Annotated in this window: 13 protein-coding genes; 10 read left to right on the top strand and 3 right to left on the bottom strand. The window is 76.0% G+C overall.

Annotated elements, in window-relative coordinates; translation table 11 throughout:
* The first annotated feature begins 11 nt into the window (after nt 1–11).
* Both ACI798_RS04855 and ACI798_RS04850 read left to right on the top strand, forming a co-directional pair.
* Entirely contained in the window at nt 12–965 is a 954-nt protein-coding gene (locus ACI798_RS04855) for a 2-hydroxyacid dehydrogenase (RefSeq protein WP_456940214.1), read from the top strand.
* 17 nt (nt 966–982) lie between these two features.
* A complete protein-coding gene (locus ACI798_RS04850) occupies nt 983–1,363 on the top strand; it encodes a PH domain-containing protein (RefSeq protein WP_456940213.1) in 381 nt (126 codons plus the stop codon).
* On the opposite strand, the gene ACI798_RS04845 is transcribed toward ACI798_RS04850, so the two are convergent.
* On the bottom strand, nt 1,360–2,184 hold the full coding sequence (locus ACI798_RS04845; RefSeq protein ID WP_456940212.1) for a helix-turn-helix transcriptional regulator: 825 nt from the start codon (nt 2,182–2,184) through the stop codon (nt 1,360–1,362). The genes ACI798_RS04850 and ACI798_RS04845 overlap by 4 nt on opposite strands.
* 79 nt (nt 2,185–2,263) lie before the next feature.
* Here ACI798_RS04845 and ilvD point away from each other — a divergent pair, with 79 nt between their 5' ends.
* The 6 genes from ilvD (at nt 2,264) to ilvC (ending at nt 13,246) form a co-directional block, all read left to right on the top strand.
* Nucleotides 2,264–3,967 carry a dihydroxy-acid dehydratase gene (ilvD, locus tag ACI798_RS04840; protein WP_456940211.1) on the top strand — a complete coding sequence of 568 codons (1,704 nt, stop codon included), beginning with the start codon at nt 2,264–2,266 and terminating at the stop codon, nt 3,965–3,967.
* A gap of 136 nt (nt 3,968–4,103) precedes the next feature.
* The gene (locus ACI798_RS04835; protein ID WP_457047369.1) at nt 4,104–6,812 is read left to right on the top strand and encodes a putative bifunctional diguanylate cyclase/phosphodiesterase; all 2,709 of its coding nucleotides are present in this window, start codon (nt 4,104–4,106) and stop codon (nt 6,810–6,812) included.
* Nucleotides 6,805–9,477: a putative bifunctional diguanylate cyclase/phosphodiesterase gene (locus ACI798_RS04830; protein ID WP_456940209.1), complete on the top strand. Its 2,673-nt coding sequence runs from the start codon at nt 6,805–6,807 to the stop codon at nt 9,475–9,477. The genes ACI798_RS04835 and ACI798_RS04830 overlap by 8 nt, the downstream gene beginning before the upstream one ends.
* 288 nt (nt 9,478–9,765) lie before the next feature.
* On the top strand, nt 9,766–11,634 hold the full coding sequence (locus ACI798_RS04825) for an acetolactate synthase large subunit (protein ID WP_457047368.1): 1,869 nt from the start codon (nt 9,766–9,768) through the stop codon (nt 11,632–11,634).
* Between the two features lie 13 nt (nt 11,635–11,647).
* Nucleotides 11,648–12,175 (top strand): acetolactate synthase small subunit, encoded by a 528-nt coding sequence (gene ilvN, locus ACI798_RS04820; protein WP_456940207.1) that lies wholly within the window; start codon nt 11,648–11,650, stop codon nt 12,173–12,175.
* A gap of 45 nt (nt 12,176–12,220) precedes the next feature.
* Complete coding sequence (gene ilvC, locus ACI798_RS04815; RefSeq protein WP_456940206.1) at nt 12,221–13,246, top strand: ketol-acid reductoisomerase; 1,026 nt, start codon at nt 12,221–12,223, stop codon at nt 13,244–13,246.
* A gap of 67 nt (nt 13,247–13,313) precedes the next feature.
* Here the strand turns inward: ilvC and ACI798_RS04810 are convergent, their stop codons facing one another.
* Together ACI798_RS04810 and ACI798_RS04805 are read right to left on the bottom strand one after the other, a co-directional pair.
* Nucleotides 13,314–13,895: a hypothetical protein gene (locus tag ACI798_RS04810; RefSeq protein ID WP_456940205.1), complete on the bottom strand. Its 582-nt coding sequence runs from the start codon at nt 13,893–13,895 to the stop codon at nt 13,314–13,316.
* 115 nt (nt 13,896–14,010) lie between these two features.
* Nucleotides 14,011–14,883: a hypothetical protein gene (locus tag ACI798_RS04805; protein ID WP_457047367.1), complete on the bottom strand. Its 873-nt coding sequence runs from the start codon at nt 14,881–14,883 to the stop codon at nt 14,011–14,013.
* 194 nt (nt 14,884–15,077) lie between these two features.
* On the opposite strand from ACI798_RS04805, the gene serA reads away from it, so the two are divergent.
* Entirely contained in the window at nt 15,078–16,679 is a 1,602-nt protein-coding gene (gene serA, locus ACI798_RS04800; protein WP_457047366.1) for a phosphoglycerate dehydrogenase, read from the top strand.
* Between the two features lie 15 nt (nt 16,680–16,694).
* Nucleotides 16,695–17,717 (top strand): 3-isopropylmalate dehydrogenase, encoded by a 1,023-nt coding sequence (locus tag ACI798_RS04795; RefSeq protein WP_456940202.1) that lies wholly within the window; start codon nt 16,695–16,697, stop codon nt 17,715–17,717.
* Nucleotides 17,718–17,735 lie beyond the last annotated feature (18 nt).

Below are 17,735 nucleotides of genomic sequence, written 5' to 3'. Positions count from 1 at the left end.
GGTCGGGGGCCGTGGCCCCCGAGATCCGCGGCACCGACGTCGTCGGCCCCGACGAGACCCTGACCGTCCTGGTGCCCTCGCGGGCGATGGCCGCGGCGGTGGAGGCGCTGTCCCCGCGGGTGCGCGCGGTCCGCGTCGACCCCTCCGGCGGGCTGCCGGAGGAGGCCGCGCGGGCGCAGGTGTGGGTGCCGCGCAGCGGCGGCGGCCCGGACGACGCCCCGCTCGCCGCCCTCCCGCGGCTGCGGCTGGTCCAGCTGCTCAGCGCCGGCGCCGAGCGCTTCGTCGGCCGGCTGCCCGAGGGCGTCGTGCTGTGCAACGCCCGCGGCGCGCACACGCCGTCGACGGCCGAGTGGGTGCTGGCCGTGACGCTGGCCGCCCAGCGCGGCCTGCCCGAGCTGGTCCGCGCGCAGGACGCCGGCCGGTGGAGCCCGGGCACGTTCTCCTCGCTGGTCGGCGCGCGGGTGCTCGTCGTCGGCGCGGGCGACATCGGCCGCCGGATCGGCGCCATGGTGTCCGGCTTCGACGTCGAGCTCACCTACGTCGCGCGCACCGCCCGCGACGGGGTCCACGGCACCGAGGAGCTGCCGCGGCTGCTGCCCGACGCCGACGTCGTCGTGCTCGTCGTGCCGGTGACCCCGGAGACCACCGGCCTGGTCGACGCCGAGTTCCTCGCCGCGATGAAGGACGGCGCGCTGCTGGTCAACGCCGCCCGCGGGGTCGTCGTCGACACCGACGCGCTGGTGGCCGAGCTGACCGCGGGCCGGCTGCGCGCCGCGCTCGACGTCACCGACCCCGAGCCGCTGCCCGAGGGGCACCCGCTGTGGTCGGCGCCGGGCCTGCTGCTCACCCCGCACGTGGGCGGGGCCGTGCCGCAGACGACCGCCCGCGGGGAGGCCGCCGTGGTCGCGCAGCTGCGCCGGGTGCTGGCCGGGGAGCCCCTGGCCGACGTCGTCGGCGACTACTGACGGGGATCATGGGGGACGTGGCAACCCTCGCGCGCATGCGGCTGAGCCGGGTCGCGCTGCTCCCCGTCGTCTTCCTCGCCGTGTGCGTGCTGCCGTTCGCCGCGGCCTCGCCGTGGGCCGCGCTGGTCCTGCTGCTGCCGCTGCTGGCGGCGGCGTGGGTGCTGCGGGTGGGCGTCGACGTCGACGAGGAGGCGATCACCACGCGCGGGCTGCTCGGCCGGCGCCGGGTGGCCTGGGACGACCTGGCCGGCATCCGCGTGGGCCGCAACGCCCGGCTGGTGCTGGTCACCGCCGGCGGCGGGGAGGTGCGGCTGCCGGTGCTCCGCGCCCGCGACCTGCCCCGGCTGGCCGGCTGGTCCGGCGGCCGCTTCGACGTGCCGGCGCCGCCGGCGGGCTAGCCCGCCAGCGCCCGCAGCCGCCCGGCGCTCTCGCTGCCCTCGGCCGCGGTGTAGACGACCAGCTGCAGCCCGGGGGCGTCGGCGGGCGTGAGCTGGTGGTGCTCGAGCAGCAGACTGCCCACCTCGGGGTGCTCGAAGCGGCGCTCGGCGGAGCTGAACCGGTCGACGTCGTGGCTGGCCCACCCCGCGCGGAACTCCGGGCTGGCCGCCTCGAGCCGGGCGACGAGGTCGACGACCGCCGGGTCGGCCAGCCGCGGGCCCACCTCGGCGCGGAACTGGGTGAGGAACCGCCGGCTGTCCCCGGCCCAGTCCGCCAGCAGCGCCCGCACCGCCGGGTCGGTGAAGACCAGCTCCAACAGGTTGCGCCGGCCCGCGGGGGCGGCCGCCACCCCGGGGTAGAAGCGCTCGTAGGCGCGGTTCCACCCGGCGATCCACCAGTCGGCGGTGATCGCGTAGGCGGGGGAGGGGCCCAGCGCGTCGAGCAGGCGCTGCACGTGCCCGGGCATCCCGCCGGCCGGGTCCGCCGGCACCGCGCCGGCGTGCCCGGTCAGCCGCAGCACGTACCCGGACTCCGCGGGCGACATCCGCAGGGTGCGGGCCAGCGCCTCGACCACCTGGCGGGACGGGCGGATGTCGCGGCCCTGCTCGAGCCACGTGTACCAGGTGTGGCTCACCCCGGACAGCAGCGCGACCTCCTCGCGCCGCAGGCCCGGCGTCCGCCGGGCGCCGCCGCCGGCGGGCAGGCCGGCGCTCTGCGGGTCGACCTGGCGGCGGCGCGAGCGGAGGAACTCGGCCAGCTCCCGTCGAGCGGTGGCGGACACGGCGGCTCCCGGGTGGTGGTGTCGGTACCAGTATCAGCCGCGTCTGGGAGCGCCCCGGGACCGCGCCTACGCTCGCGGCGTGACGACCGTGGACGACCCCCGCACCACCGCCGACGTCAAGCCGCGCAGCCGCGAGGTGACCGACGGCATCACCCGGGCCCCGGCCCGGGCGATGCTGCGCGCCGTCGGCATGGGCGACGACGACTGGGACAAGCCGCAGATCGGCGTGGCCTCGTCGTGGAACGAGATCACCCCGTGCAACCTCTCGCTGGACCGGCTGGCCAAGCGGGCCAAGGAGGGCGTGCACGCCGCCGGCGGGTTCCCGCTGGAGTTCGGCACCATCTCGGTCTCCGACGGCATCTCCATGGGCCACGAGGGCATGCGCGCCTCGCTGGTCAGCCGCGAGGTCATCGCCGACTCGGTGGAGACGGTCATGTTCGCCGAGCGGCTCGACGGCTCGGTCCTGCTCGCCGGCTGCGACAAGTCCCTGCCCGGAATGCTCATGGCCGCCGCGCGACTGGACCTCGCCAGCGTCTTCCTCTACTCGGGCTCCACGTTGCCGGGGAAGCTCGGCGACCGCGACGACCTGACGATCATCGACGTCTTCGAGGCCGTCGGCGCCTGCGCCCGCGGGCTCATCACCCAGGACGAGCTGGCCGCCGTCGAGCGGGCCGCCTGTCCCGGCATGGGTTCCTGCGGCGGCATGTACACCGCCAACACCATGGCCAGCGTCGCCGAGGCGCTGGGCATGAGCCTGCCCGGCAGCGCCGCCCCGCCGGCGCCCGACAGCCGCCGCGACGCCTTCGCCGTCGCCTCCGGCGAGGCCGTCGTCAACCTGCTGCGCACGGGCATCACCGCGCGGCAGATCATGACCCGCGAGGCGTTCGAGAACGCGATCACCGTGGTCATGGCGCTGGGCGGCTCCACCAACGCCGTCCTGCACCTCATGGCCATCGCGCACGAGGCGCAGGTCGAGCTCACCCTCGACGACTTCAACCGGATCGGCGACCGCACGCCGCACCTCGCCGACGTCAAGCCCTTCGGCCGGTACGTCATGACCGACGTCGACCGCATCGGCGGCGTCCCCGTCGTCCTGCGCGCGCTGCTGGACGCCGGCCTGCTGCACGGCGACACGCTCACCGTGACCGGGAAGACGATGGCCGAGAACCTCGCCGAGATCGCCCCACCGGACCCCGACGGCGCGATCATCCACGCGATGTCCCAGCCCATCCACAGGACCGGCGGCCTGACGATCCTGCACGGCTCGCTGGCGCCCGAGGGCGCGGTGGTGAAGTCGGCCGGCTTCGACCGCGACGTCTTCGAGGGCACCGCCCGGGTGTTCGACGGCGAGCAGGGCGCCATGGACGCGGTCACCGAGGGCACGCTGCAGGCCGGCGACGTCGTCGTCATCCGGTACGAGGGCCCCAAGGGCGGCCCCGGCATGCGGGAGATGCTCGCGGTCACCGGCGCGATCAAGGGCGCGGGCCTGGGCAAGGACGTCCTGCTGCTCACCGACGGCCGGTTCTCCGGCGGCACCACCGGCCTGTGCATCGGCCACGTCGCGCCGGAGGCCACCGAGGGCGGACCGATCGCGCTGGTCCGCGACGGCGACCCGGTCCGGCTGGACCTCACCACCCGCACGCTGGACCTGCTGGTCGGCGACGACGAGCTGGCCCGCCGCCGCCAGGACTGGGCGCCGCTGCCGCCGCGCTACACCACCGGCGTCCTCGGCAAGTACGCCAAGCTGGTCGGCTCCGCGGCGAACGGCGCCATCTGCGGTTGAAGGACCCCGCTGCCCCCCACGCCTCGCGAGCTCGGCGTGGGCCCCTGCAGCGGGGCCGTTCCAGCACGTCACCAGGAGGGGTGAGACCGCCCCCCGGGGCCTGTCCCCGGGGGGCGCCGCTGCCGACACCCCCGGTGTGGACAGGCGGATCGGGTGGCTGCTGGCGTGTGCCGTGCCGGCCGCGGCGGCGTGCGCCCTGGCGGTCGGCGTGCCCGCGCTCGACCCGGTCTCCGACGCCGTCACCGGCCTGGCCGGGCTGCTCACCTCGCTCGCGCTGCTGGCGCTGAGCCGGCCCGGCGACCCCTCCGCCCCGCCGTGGCGGGTGCTCGCCGCCGCCGCGCTGTTCCCCGTCCTCGGCCTGCTGCTGACCACCGCGGCGCGGCCGGACTCCGTGCTGTCCGCGGTGGTGCTGCGCTGGCTGCCCACCGTCCCCGGCTACGTCCTCGTGGTCGTCGCCCTGCTCGGCATGGTCGAGCGGTCCAGCCTGCGGCGCACCTGCCGGCGGACGACGCTCGAGCTCGCCCTCTTCGGCGTCGCCGGGCTCGCCGTCATGCAGTTCCTGCTGGTCGGCCCGGGCAACAGCTGGTCCGCGCTGTCCCTGGGCGCCCGGCTCGTCCTCGGCGCCGCGGTCGTGGCCGCGGCCGCGACCATGGCCGCCGGCCTCACCGTCCTCGGGGCGGTCGAGGCGCACCGCCGGCGCATGGCCGCGGTGCTGCTCGGCGGCCTGGTCCTCCTCTGCGCCGCGCGTGGCACCGCCACCTCCGCGACGCTGCTCGGCGCGCACGAGCTCGTCCCGGTCACCCGCCTGGCCGTCGTCGCCGGCCTGGCGCTGCTGGTCCTCGCCCGCCTGCTCGACCCCGGCACCGGCCCGGACGTGCCCCGCCGCGGCACCGACGGCCGCGCCGACCAGCTGCGCCCGGTGCTGCCGCACCTGGCGCTGGTGGCCGTGGTGGCGCTGGTCGTCGTCCCGCTGGCGCTGGGCACCCGGCCGACCGCGGTCACCCTCGCCGGGGCCCTCGCCTGCGTGGGCCTGGCGGCCGCGCACCGCTGGGTCACCGCCCGCGAGGACCACCAGCGCGGCGCCCGGCTGCGCCGCGACGAGGCCTACTTCCGCAACCTGCTGCACTCCGGCCGCGACGCCGTCCTCGTCCTCGACGCCCGCCTGCGCGTCGGCTGGGTCTCCCCGGCGATGGCCGCGCTGGTCGGCGCCGCGCCGGAGGAGCTCCTCGGCCGCGACGTGCTCTCCGGCGCCGCCGGCCGGCCCGGGACCCTGGAGCCCGCGGACGCCGCCGCGCTGCGCCGGGTGCTCGACGCCGGCACCGACGGCGGCACGGACGGGCTCGTGACGCTGCACGTCCGCGACGCGGGCGGCGCCCGCCGCTGCCTCGAGGTCAGCGTCTCCGACCTGCGCGGCGACCCGGCGGTCGCCTCGGTGGTGCTGCACTGCCGCGACGTGACCGAGCGGGTGGCGCGCGAGCGGGCACTGGAGGAGCTCGCGTTCACCGACGCGCTGACCGGCCTGCCCAACCGGGCCGGCTGGGACGCGGCCCTGGAGCCCGCGACCGCCTGTGCCGGGTCCGCGGTCCTGCTCGTCGAGGTCGCCGGGCTGGACGAGGTCCGCGAGCACGCCGGCCGCGACGCCGTCGCCGCCGTCCTCGTCGAGCTGGGCCGGCGGCTGCGCGCCGCCGTGCGCGGCGACGAGGTCGTCGCCCGGCTCGTCGGCGGCACCTTCGCGGTCCTGGCCGAGGGCGACGGCGACACCGCCGCGCTGCTCGCCGACCGCTGCCTGGCCGTGCTCGAGCAGCCGGTCCCCACCCCCGCCGGCGTCTTCGACCTCACCGCCGCCGTCGGGATCGTCGTGGTCGAGCGGGGGACCGGCGTCGCCGAGGTCGGCGCCCGCGCCGAGCTCGCGGTCGCGGCCGCCCGGGCCTCCCGCTCGGCGCGGGCGACCTGCTGGACGCCGGCGCTCGGCGCGGCCGCCGCCCGCCGGGACCGGCTGCGCGCGGACCTGCCCGGCGCCGCCGGCCGCGGCGAGCTGTGGCTGGCGTTCCAGCCGGTCGTGTCGATGGCCGACAAGCGGGTCTCGGGCGTCGAGGCGCTGCTGCGCTGGCGGCACCCGGAGCTGGGGGAGGTCCCGCCGCGGGAGTTCGTCCCGATCGCCGAGCGGGCCGGGGTCGTCGGCGAGCTGCAGCGCTGGGCGCTGCGGGAGATCACCGCGGCCGCCGCCGTGCTGCCGGACGGCGACGGCGGGCCCCTGCGGATCGGCATGAACGTCTCCGCCGCGCACGTGGCCGAGCGCACCCTCGTCGACGACGTCGCCGGCGCGCTGTCCGCCTCCGGCCTGGCGCCGGAGCGGCTGGTCCTCGAGGTCACCGAGGCGACCGTGCTGGCCGACGGTGACGCCGTGGCCGTCGACGTCGAGGCGCTGCGGCTGATGGGCGTGCACGTGGCCCTGGACGACTTCGGCACCGGCTCCTCGTCGCTGGGCCTGCTCACCCGGCTCCCGGTCGACGTGCTCAAGCTCGACCGGTCCTTCGTCTCCCGCGTCGACCGCGACCGGCAGAGCCGCGCGCTGTGCGAGGCCGTCGTGACCGTCGGCCGGTCCCTGGGGCTGCAGGTCGTCGCCGAGGGCGTCGAGACGCCGGCCCAGCTCGGCGTGCTGCGCGGCCTGGGCGTCGACCAGGCGCAGGGCTTCCTGCTGTCCCGCCCGCTGCCGCTGGCCGACCTCGTGGGGCTGCTGCGCGACGGCGCCGGCCTGCTGTGGCCGGGGCTGGTCGGGCTGTCGGCCGACCCGGTCCCGGCGCCGGCCGAGCCCCCCGCCGTCCGGGCGGGCCGCCGTGGCTGACCGCGCCGCCCGGGCGGTCCACGTCCTGCCGGCGGTCCTCGGCGTCGTCGCCGTCGCCGGCCTGCTCACCGGTGCGCCCGCCTGGCTGGTGCCCGCCGCGCTCGGGGGAGCGTCCGCCGCCTCGGCCGCGGTGCTCGCCGGCTGCGCCGCCCGGCTGCCGGGACGCGCCGGCCGGCCCTGGTGGGCGCTGTCCGCCGCCGGCGCGCTGCTCGCGCTCGGCCAGGCGCTGACCCTCGCCCACCCCGGTCGCGACCTCGCCACCGGCGGCGTCGAGGACCTCCCGACGCTGCTCGGCGTCCCGGTGGCCGTCTCGGCGGCCGTGCTGCTGCTGCCGCCACGGTCGCACCGGCGGCTCGGCAGCCGGGTGCTGCTCGACGGCGTGGTCGTCACCGTCGCCGTCGCCCTGCTCGGCTGCGTGCTGCTCGGCGACCTCGTCGCCCGGACCACCGGGCCCGGCAGCGGCCTGGTCGCGGTCGGCTACCCGCTGGTCGGGGCGCTCCTGTGCGGCATCGGCCTGGTCACCCTCACCGCCGTCGCCGAGGCCCGCCGCCGCGCCGCCGGGTGGCTGCTCGCCGCCTTCGTCGCCATGTCGCTGGTCTCGGTCGCCGGCGCGCTCGGCCGCACGCCGGCGGGCACCGCCCCGGGATGGGGTGTCGTCGTCGTGCTCGGCTGGCTGGCCATGCTCGCCGCCGGCGTGCGCGCCGCCCGGGCCGACGCCGGCGCGCACGCCGCCGCCGACGCCGGCCGCCGCACCCTGCCCCTGCGCGGGGGCGTGCTCGCGCACGGCGCGGCCACCGCCGCGCTGCTCGCGGTCGCCGGCGGCGCCGCCGCCGGCCGTCCGCTGCCCGCGGCCGAGGCCGCCGCCACCGTCGTCCTCGTGCTGCTCACCTCGGCGCGGACGCTGTACTGGGCCGTGGACGCCGCGGCCCTGACCCGCCGCCTGGAGCGGACCGAGGGCTGGTTCCGCGCGCTGGTGCACAGCGGCGACGCCGTGACGCTGGTCCTCGACGGCTCGGGCCGGGTCACCTCGGCGACCGGCCCGGTCACCGAGCGGCTCGGCGTCGCGGAGGAGGACCTGATCGGCCGGGTGCTGCCCGGCCTGCTGCACCCGGCCGACCGGGACCTGCTCGACCGCGTGTCCGCCGCCCTGCGGGACGGCACGCCCGACGGCCTGCCCGCCACCGGCCGGCTGCGCGCCGCCGACGGCACCTGGCGCGACGTCGAGGTCTCCGGCGCCACCCCCGCCGCGGGCCGCCGGTCCGGCGACGGGCTGGTGCTGCACCTGCGCGACGTCACCGAGCGCCGCGCCGGGCAGCGGGAGCTCGAGCGGCTGGCCTACACCGACTCGCTCACCGGGCTGCCCAACCGCGCCCGCTTCATGGCCGCCCTCGACGGCGCCCTGACCCAGGCGTCCCGCGGCCGGCGCTCCTGCGTGCTGCTGCTCGACCTCGACGGCTTCAAGGCGGTCAACGACGTCGCCGGGCACGACGCGGGGGACCGGCTGCTGTGCGAGGTGGCCGACTCGCTGCGCGCCGAGGCCCGCGCCGGGGACCTGGTCGCCCGGCTCGGCGGGGACGAGTTCGCCCTCGTCGTCGACGCCGGCCCCGACGAGGCGCTGGCCCTGGCCGAGCGGCTGGTCGCTCGGCTGGACCGCACGCAGCGGTACGCCGCCCCGGGCGACCCGGAGGGCTCCGGCCCGGTGCTGCGCACCTCCGCCAGTGTCGGCGTCACCGAGGTGGTGGCCGGCGCCGACGCCTCGGCGACCGTCCGGGAGGCCGACCTCGCGCTGCGCACGGTCAAGGCGCAGGGCAAGAACGGCGTCCGGGCGTCGGGGGAGGCGCTGGTGGAGGAGTCCGCCCGGCGCAGCCGGCTGGCCCGCGACCTGCCCGCCGCGATCGAGCGGGGCCAGCTGCGGGTGGTCTACCAGCCGGTCGCCGGCGTGGAGGAGCGCCGCGTCCTCGGCGTCGAGGCCCTGGTGCGCTGGGACCACCCGGTGCTCGGCCCGGTGCCGCCGGAGGAGTTCGTCGGCCTGGCCGAGGAGGACGGGCTGATCGTGCCGCTGCAGCGGTGGGTGCTGCAGACGGCGACCGCCGAGCACGCGCGCCTGGTCGCGCAGGGCCACGACCTCAAGCTCGGCGTCAACATCTCGGTGCGCCACCTGCAGGCCCGCTGCCTGGTCGAGGACGTCACCCGCGCCCTGCAGCGCTCGGGCCTGCCCGCCCGCCTGCTGATGGTCGAGGTCACCGAGAGCGTCCTCATGGACGACGACGAGCGGCTGCTCGCCGAGCTCGCCGAGCTGTCGGCGCTGGGCTGCATCGTCTCCCTCGACGACTTCGGCAAGGGCTACTCGTCGCTGGCCTACCTCGCCCGGCTGCCCGTGCAGGTGCTGAAGATGGACCGCGGCTTCGTGTCCGGCATCGACACCGACCCGCGCGGCGCGGCGCTGGTCGGCAGCGTCGTCGACCTCGGCCGCACGCTCGGCATGGACGTCGTCGCCGAGGGCGTGGAGACCCGCGAGCAGATGGCCGTCCTCACCGCGCTGGGCTGCCGGTTCCTGCAGGGCTGGCTGATCGGCCGTCCCGTCCCCGCGGCCGCCCTGCCGGCGGTGGTCGACGCCTCCGTCCCCGCCCTGCCGAGCGGCCCGGTGCCCGTCGCCGTCCCATGAGACGGACGACACGAGTCCACTGTGTGGGACGGCCTGGTTGACGTCGCGGCGGCCGAGGCGCACAGTGTCCGCGTGCCCTCCGCCTGCCTGCTCCTCGTAGTCGCCTAGCGCGCCGGTCGCCCGACCGACGCGCTACGCCCCTCTGTGCCCGCGGCACGAGGGGTTTTTTGTTGGCACGAGGCCCGGGGCGGGGCCGGCCCGGCGGACAGCCGGGACCCTCCCGCGCCCGGAGCAGACACCCGGAACCCGCACGCCCGTCCCGCCCGTCCGGCACAGGAGACGCCCCGCATGACCAGCACCCCGAGCGAGTCCGCCACCCGAGAGGCCGCCGCGGCCCTCACCGGTGTCGAGACGACGGCCCGCTCGATCGCCGAGTACGCCGCCGAGCCCGCGACCGGCATCACCGGCGCGCAGAGCCTGGTCCGCTCCCTCGAGGCCGTGGGCGTCGACGTCGTGTTCGGCATCCCGGGCGGCGCGATCCTGCCGGCCTACGACCCGCTGTTCGACTCGCGCGTGCGGCACGTCCTCGTCCGGCACGAGCAGGGCGCCGGGCACGCGGCCACCGGGTACGCGCAGGCCACCGGCCGGGTCGGCGTCTGCATGGCCACCTCCGGCCCGGGCGCGACCAACCTGGTCACCCCGCTGGCCGACGCCTACATGGACTCGGTTCCGATCGTCGCGATCACCGGCCAGGTGCCCAGCGGCGCGATCGGGACCGACGCCTTCCAGGAGGCCGACATCCGCGGCATCACGATGCCGATCACCAAGCACAACTTCCTGGTCACCGACCCGGCGGAGATCCCGCAGCGGATCGCCGAGGCCTTCCACCTCGCCGCCACCGGCCGCCCCGGCCCGGTCCTGGTCGACGTCCCCAAGGACGTCCTGCAGGCGACCACCGACTTCTCCTGGCCGCCGCGGCTGGAGCTGCCCGGCTACAAGCCGACCACCCGCCCGCACGGCAAGCAGGTCCGCGAGGCCGCCGCGCTGATCGCCGGGGCCCGCCGGCCGGTCCTCTACGTCGGCGGCGGGGTGCTCAAGGCCCGCGCCACCGAGGAGCTCGCCGAGCTGGCCGAGCTCACCGGGGCGCCGGTCGTCACCACCCTCATGGCGCGCGGCGCCTTCCCCGACAGCTCGCCGCAGCACCTGGGCATGCCCGGCATGCACGGCACCGTCGCCGCGGTCACCGCCCTGCAGAAGGCCGACGTCCTCGTCGCCCTCGGCGCCCGCTTCGACGACCGGGTGACCGGCCAGCTGTCGACCTTCGCGCCCGGCGCGCTGGTGGTCCACGCCGACATCGACCCCGCCGAGATCGGCAAGAACCGCAAGGCCGACGTGCCGATCGTCGGCGACGCGAAGGAGACGATCACCGAGCTGGTGACCGCGCTGCGCGCCGAGCACGCCGCCGGCCGCACGCCCGACCTCACCGCCTGGTGGGCCCAGCTCGACGACTGGCGGCAGCGCTACCCGCTGGGCTACGACTGGCCCGAGGACGGCGCGCTGTCGCCGCAGTACGTCATCGAGCGGCTCGGCGCGATCGCCGGCCCGGACGCGATCTACGCCTCGGGCGTCGGCCAGCACCAGATGTGGGCCGCGCAGTTCATCCGGTACGAGAAGCCGGGCACCTGGCTCAACAGCGGCGGCCTCGGGACGATGGGCTACGCCGTCCCCGCGGCCATGGGCGCCAAGTACGGCCGCCCGGAGACCACCGTCTGGGCCATCGACGGCGACGGCTGCTTCCAGATGACCAACCAGGAGCTGGCCACCTGCGCCATCGAGGGCATCCCGGTCAAGGTCGCCGTCATCAACAACGGCAACCTCGGCATGGTCCGGCAGTGGCAGACCCTGTTCTACGAGGGCCGCTACTCCAACACCAAGCTGCACCCGGTGGACGACGAGGGCCGGCCCAAGCCGGTGCGCATCCCCGACTTCGTGATGCTGGCCGAGGCGCTGGGCTGCGTCGGCCTGCGCTGCGAGTCCAAGGACGACGTCGACGCCGTCATCGAGAAGGCCATGGCGATCACCGACGCCCCGGTGGTCATCGACTTCGTCGTCGGCGCCGACGCCCAGGTGTGGCCGATGGTCGCCGCGGGCGCGAGCAACGACGACATCCTCGCCGCGCGCGACCTGCGCCCGGTCTTCGGCGACGACCAGGTGTAAGGAGCCCCCGGAGATGACCCGCCACACCCTGTCCGTCCTGGTCGAGAACAAGGCCGGTGTGCTGGCCCGCGTCTCGGCGCTGTTCAGCCGGCGCGCGTTCAACATCGAGTCGCTGGCCGTCGGGCCGACCGAGAACCCCGACCTGTCGCGGATGACGATCGTCGTCGACGCCGAGTCCGCGCCGCTGGAGCAGGTGACCAAGCAGCTCAACAAGCTCGTCGAGGTCATCAAGATCGTCGAGCTCGACGGCGGCGCCGCGGTCCAGCGCGAGCTGCTGCTGGTCAAGGTCCGCGCGCCGCTGGCCGAGCGGACGACGGTGCTGCAGACCGCGGAGCTCTTCCGCGCCCGCGTCGTCGACGTCAACACCGACACCGTGACCCTCGAGGCCACGGGCACCCCGGACAAGCTGCAGGCCCTGCTCGCCGTCCTCGCCCCGCTGGGGATCAAGGAGATGGCGCAGTCGGGCACCGTGGCCCTCGGCCGGGGGCCGCGCTCGATGAGCGGCGCCGGTAGCTTGCGCCCGGTCGACCGCAGCGCCTAGTCCCCGCACTCCCCGCACGAGAACAACCGAAGGAGCACGTACCGCATGGCCGAGATCTTCTACGACGACGACGCCGACCTGTCGATCATCCAGGGGCGCACCGTCGCCGTCATCGGCTACGGCAGCCAGGGGCACGCGCACGCCCTGTCGCTGCGGGACTCCGGGGTGGACGTCCGCGTCGGCCTGCCCGAGGGCAGCAGGAGCAGGGCCAAGGCCGAGGCCGAGGGCCTCCGGGTGGTCACCCCGGCCGACGCCGCCGCCGAGGCCGACCTGATCATGGTCCTGGCGCCCGACCACGTGCAGCGGACGCTGTACAGCGAGTCGATCGAGCCCAACCTGCAGGACGGCGACGCGCTGTTCTTCGGTCACGGCTTCAACATCCGGTTCGGTTACGTCAAGCCCCCCGCCGGCGTCGACGTCGCGATGGTCGCCCCCAAGGGCCCCGGCCACCTCGTCCGCCGCGAGTTCGAGAACGGCAAGGGCGTGCCGTGCCTGGTCGCCGTCGAGCAGGACGCCAGCGGCTCGGCGCTGCAGCTCGCGCTGTCCTACGCCAAGGCCATCGGCGGCACCCGTGCCGGCGTCATCAAGACCACCTTCGCCGAGGAGACCGAGACCGACCTGTTCGGTGAGCAGGCCGTCCTCTGCGGTGGCGCGAGCGCGCTGATCACCGCCGGGTTCGAGACGCTGACCGAGGCCGGCTACCAGCCCGAGGTCGCCTACTTCGAGTGCCTGCACGAGCTCAAGCTGATCGTCGACCTGATGTACGAGGGCGGCATCGCCAAGCAGCGCTGGTCGGTGTCCGACACCGCCGAGTACGGCGACTACACCTCCGGCCCGAAGGTCATCGACCAGCACGTCAAGGACTCGATGAAGGACGTGCTGGCCCGCATCAAGGACGGCTCGTGGGCGGCGGAGTTCATCGCCGACCAGGACGCCGGCGCCCCCGACTTCAAGCGCCGCCGCGCCGAGGCCGAGGCGCACCCGATCGAGGAGACCGGCCGCAAGCTGCGCGGCCTGATGAGCTGGGTGTCGGCCTCCGACGACTACACCGGCACCGCCGCCCGGAGCTGAACGCGCACACGGAACGGCCCCCGCTGCCAGGTGGCAGCGGGGGCCGTTCGGTGTGCGGGGGAGGTCGTCAGTACGCCAGGCCCCGCGAGGCGAAGTACTGCTTGGACTGCGGCTGCTGCAGGAAGAAGACGATCAGCCCCGGCAGCACGAAGCCGAGCAGCGCCGTGAAGTCGAACCCGCCGCCGACGGCCAGCGAGATGACCAGCGTCAGCAGCTGGATGCCGATCGAGGCGTAGCTGCCGAGCAGCAGCAGCCGGGGCGACTTGCCGGTGAGCACCTGGATGCCGCCGACCAGCACGACGACGGCCGTGGCGACCGCCAGCAGGGTGATGATCCCGAGCAGCGGGCTGAGCGCGAAGAGCACGCCGATGCCCAGGACGGCGAGCAGGCCGAACAGCGAGCCCAGGCCGCCGATGACGACGCCGATCACCGCGGCCGCGGTGACCTGCCCGGGACGCTGACCGGCCGGGGCGCCGCCGTAGGGGGAGGGGCCGCCGAAGCCGCCGCCGTAGGGGGCCGGGTTGCCGGGGGGCTGCTGGCCGTAGGGCTGGTGGCCGTAGGGCTGCGCGCCGTAGGGCTGGGCGCCGGGCGCGCCGTACCCGGGCTGACCCCCCGGCGGCGTGTTCTTGTCGAAGCTGGGGCTGGTCATGCTCGGGTTTCCTCCTGGAGGTGGCTCCGCCCGGTCGGCGGTCGGCGGCGGAGTGTAGGGGGCCCGCAGGCGCCCGTGGGGGGTCCGCCGCCGCGGCGTCCCCCCACGGACGGACTCAACGACCGCGGCGGGCGCGGTGTGCCGCGAAGAAGGCCGCGGCCGGCTTCATGGACAGCAGCACGACGATCGCCAGCGCGGCCAGGAAGAACAGCAGGCTGGTGACGATCCCGCCGGCACCGGCGGTGTCGGCGTCGGAGAGGTTGCCGATCAGGCCGAACAGGGTGAAGGCCAGGGCGATCGAGCCGCCGACCAGGAGCATCACCCGACTGCGGCCGGTGAGCGCCCACACCGAGCCCCAGATCATGACGACGGTCCAGATCAGCGCGACCAGGCCGAAGACCAGGATCACGCCGCCGACCGCGCCGGCGACCGACCCGAAGCCGGGGATCTCGTTGTCCAGCTCGTCACCGGCGCTGCTGGCCACGGCGCCGGCGAAGACCAGCAGCAGGCTGATCAGGACGCCGATCGCCCCCAGCACGAAGCCGAGGACCGCCGCGGTCACCACGCCGCCGGGCTTGGCCGGCACGCCGCCCTGGCCGTACTGCCCGTACTGCTGGCCGTAGGGCTGGGCCTGCCCGTACTGGCCGTAGTCCTGCCCGTAGGGCTGGGTCTGCCCGTAGCCCTCCTGCCCGTAGCCCTGCTGCCCGTAGCCCTGCTGGCCGTAGCCCTGCTGCCCGTAGGGCTGGGTCTGGCCGTACCCCTGCTGGCCGTAGGGCTGGGTCTGGCCGTAGCCCTGCTGGCCGTAGCCCTGCTGCCCCTGACCCTGGCCCTGGCCCTGCTGGCCCTGACCCTGCTGGCCCTGGCCCTGCTGGCCCTGACCCTGCTGGCCCTGACCCTGCTGTCCGTACTGCTGGCCGTACGACGGGTCCTGGGGCTGACCCTGGCCGGAGGCCGAGGCCCCGCCGGTGTCCTTGCTGAAGTCGGTCATGGTCTCCTCCGGAGGCGCCGGCTCGTCCCGGCGCGTCGCGCCCCAGCGTGCGGGGGGCCACCCGGCAGGGCAAGCGGCCCTCCCTCCGCGGCGGGGGTGTCGTGGCGGCTGGTGCGTACCGTCACCGCCCGGTGATCACGGGCATCCGGACGCGAGACCCCGCCCGGCCACCCGCGTCCCTAGGCTGTGGACCCGTGACCCCGAGCGCGCCCGTCGTCCTGATCGCCGAGGAACTGGCCCCGAGCGTGGTGGAGGTCCTCGGCGGTGACGTCGAGGTCCGCCACGTCGACGGCACCGACCGGTCCGCCCTGCTCGCGGCGCTGGCCGACGCGGCCGCGGTCATGATCCGCAGCGCCACGCGGATCGACGCCGAGGCCCTCGCCGCCGCGCCGAACCTCAAGGTCGTCGCCCGCGCCGGCATCGGCCTGGACAACGTCGACGTCGCCGCCGCCACCGAGCGCGGCGTCATGGTCGTCAACGCCCCGACGTCCAACATCGTCAGCGCCGCCGAGCACGCCGTCGCGCTGCTGCTGGCCGCCGCCCGGCAGATCCCCGCGGCCGACGCGTCGCTGCGCGAGGGCCGGTGGGCGCGGTCGCGGTTCATGGGCGTCGAGGTCACCGACAAGGTGGTCGGCGTCGTCGGGCTGGGCCGGATCGGCCAGCTGGTCGCCCAGCGGCTGGCCGCCTTCGGCACCACGCTCATCGCCTACGACCCCTACATCCAGCCCGGCCGGGCCGCGCAGCTCGGCGTGCGGATGGTGTCGCTGGAGGAGCTGCTCCGCGAGGCCGACTTCATCACCGTCCACCTGCCCAAGACGCCGGAGACCCTCGGGCTGATCGGCGCCGAGCAGCTGGCCACCACCAAGCGCGGGGTGATCGTCGTCAACGCCGCCCGCGGCGGGCTGGTCGACGAGGCCGCGCTCGCCGACGCGCTGCGCTCGGGCCAGGTCGGCGCCGCCGGCATCGACGTCTTCGCGACCGAGCCCACCACCGACAGCCCGCTGTTCGGGCTGCCCAACACCGTCGTCACCCCGCACCTGGGCGCCTCGACGACGGAGGCGCAGGACAAGGCCGGCACCGCCGTCGCGCAGTCGGTGCGCCTGGCGCTGCAGGGCGAGTTCGTGCCCGACGCGGTCAACGTCCAGGCCGGCGGCGTCGTCGCCGAGGACGTGCGGCCGGGCCTGCCGCTGGCCGAGCGGCTGGGCACGGTCTTCACCGCCGTCGCCGGCGGGCTGGCGCAGTCGGTCACCGTCGAGGTGCGCGGCAAGCTCGCCGAGTTCGACGACTCGGTGCTGCAGCTGGCCGTGCTCAAGGGCGTCTTCGCCGACGTCGTCGAGGAACAGGTCACCTACGTCAACGCGCCGCTGCTGGCCCAGCAGCGCGGCCTCGACGTGACCCTCACCAGCGACCTCGACAGCCCCGACTACCGCAACCTCGTCCGGGTGCGCGGCGCGATGGCCGACGGCCGCGAGATCTGCGTCTCCGGCACGCTGTTCGGCAAGAACCAGGTGCCCAAGCTGGTCGAGGTCGACGGTTTCGACATGGACCTCGACCTGTCCGGCCACCTGCTGTTCTTCGTCTACACCGACCGGCCCGGCGTCGTCGGCACCGTCGGCGCGGCGCTGGGGGAGGCCGGGGTCAACATCGCCGGCGCGCAGGTCAGCCGCACCACCCGCGGCGGCGAGGCGCTCATGGCGGTCGTCGTCGACAGCCCGGTGGGCGCGGACCTGCTCAGCGACATCGCCGGCCGGATCGGGGCGCGCGAGGCCCGCTCCGCGGACCTCGACCCGCGCTGACCTAGGGTCGTCGCCATGCGCCTGGCTGTGATCGCAGGGGACGGCATCGGTCCCGAGGTGGTGGCCGAGGGCCTCAAGGTCCTGGGCGCGGTCGCCCCCGACCTGGAGACGACGCCCTACGACCTCGGCGCCGCCCGCTGGCAGCGGACCGGCGAGCTGCTGCCGGACTCCGTGCTCGAGGAGCTCCGCGGGCACGACGCGATCCTGCTCGGCGCGATCGGCGACCCGGGCGTCCCGCCGGGGATCCTCGAGCGCGGGCTGCTGCTCCGGCTGCGCTTCGAGCTCGACCACCACGTCAACCTGCGCCCGGCGAAGCTCTACGACGGCGTCCGCAGCCCGCTGGCCGAGCCCGGCACCATCGACATGCTCTGCGTGCGCGAGGGCACCGAGGGCCCCTACGTCGGCAACGGCGGCGTGCTGCGCCGCGACACCCCGCACGAGGTGGCCACCGAGGTCAGCCTCAACACCGCCTTCGGCGTCGAGCGGGTCGTCCGCTACGCCTTCGAGCGGGCGACCGCGCGGCCGCGCCGGCACCTCACGCTGATCCACAAGACCAACGTGCTCACCCACGCCGGGTCGCTGTGGTCGCGGACGGTGGAGGAGGTGTCGGCGGAGTTCCCCGAGGTCACCGTGGCCTACCAGCACGTGGACGCGGCCTCGATGTTCTTCATCACCGACCCCGGCCGCTACGACGTCATCGTCACCGACAACCTCTTCGGCGACATCGTCACCGACGTCGCCGCGGCCGTGACCGGCGGCATCGGCCTGGCCGCCAGCGGCAACCTCGACGCCTCGGGCACCAACCCGAGCATGTTCGAGCCCGTGCACGGCTCGGCGCCCGACATCGCGGGCACGGGCATCGCCGACCCGACGGCGACGGTGCTGTCGGTGGGCCTGCTGCTCGACCACCTCGGGCACGCCGACCTCGCGCGCAAGGTGAACGCCGCGGTCGCCTTCGACCTGTCGACCCGCGACCCGCAGGCGCAGGTCCGCACCGCCGAGGTCGGCGACCGCCTGGCCGCCCTCGCAGGCGGCTGACCGGCGGCTGACCCCGGC

The sequence above is a fragment of the Geodermatophilus sp. SYSU D01045 genome, assembly GCF_054050295.1.
Note: the sequence above shows the minus strand (reverse complement) of the source record. Positions and strands in the feature narration are given on the sequence as shown.

Coding starts and splice junctions, on each gene's coding strand:
- ACI798_RS04825 (WP_457047368.1), top strand. CDS start 9,766: ATGACCAGCACCCCGAGCGAGTCCGCCACCCGAGAGGCCGCCGCGGCC.
- ilvN (WP_456940207.1), top strand. CDS start 11,648: ATGACCCGCCACACCCTGTCCGTCCTGGTCGAGAACAAGGCCGGTGTG.
- ilvC (WP_456940206.1), top strand. CDS start 12,221: ATGGCCGAGATCTTCTACGACGACGACGCCGACCTGTCGATCATCCAG.
- ACI798_RS04810 (WP_456940205.1), bottom strand. CDS start 13,895: ATGACCAGCCCCAGCTTCGACAAGAACACGCCGCCGGGGGGTCAGCCC.
- ACI798_RS04805 (WP_457047367.1), bottom strand. CDS start 14,883: ATGACCGACTTCAGCAAGGACACCGGCGGGGCCTCGGCCTCCGGCCAG.
- ACI798_RS04795 (WP_456940202.1), top strand. CDS start 16,695: ATGCGCCTGGCTGTGATCGCAGGGGACGGCATCGGTCCCGAGGTGGTG.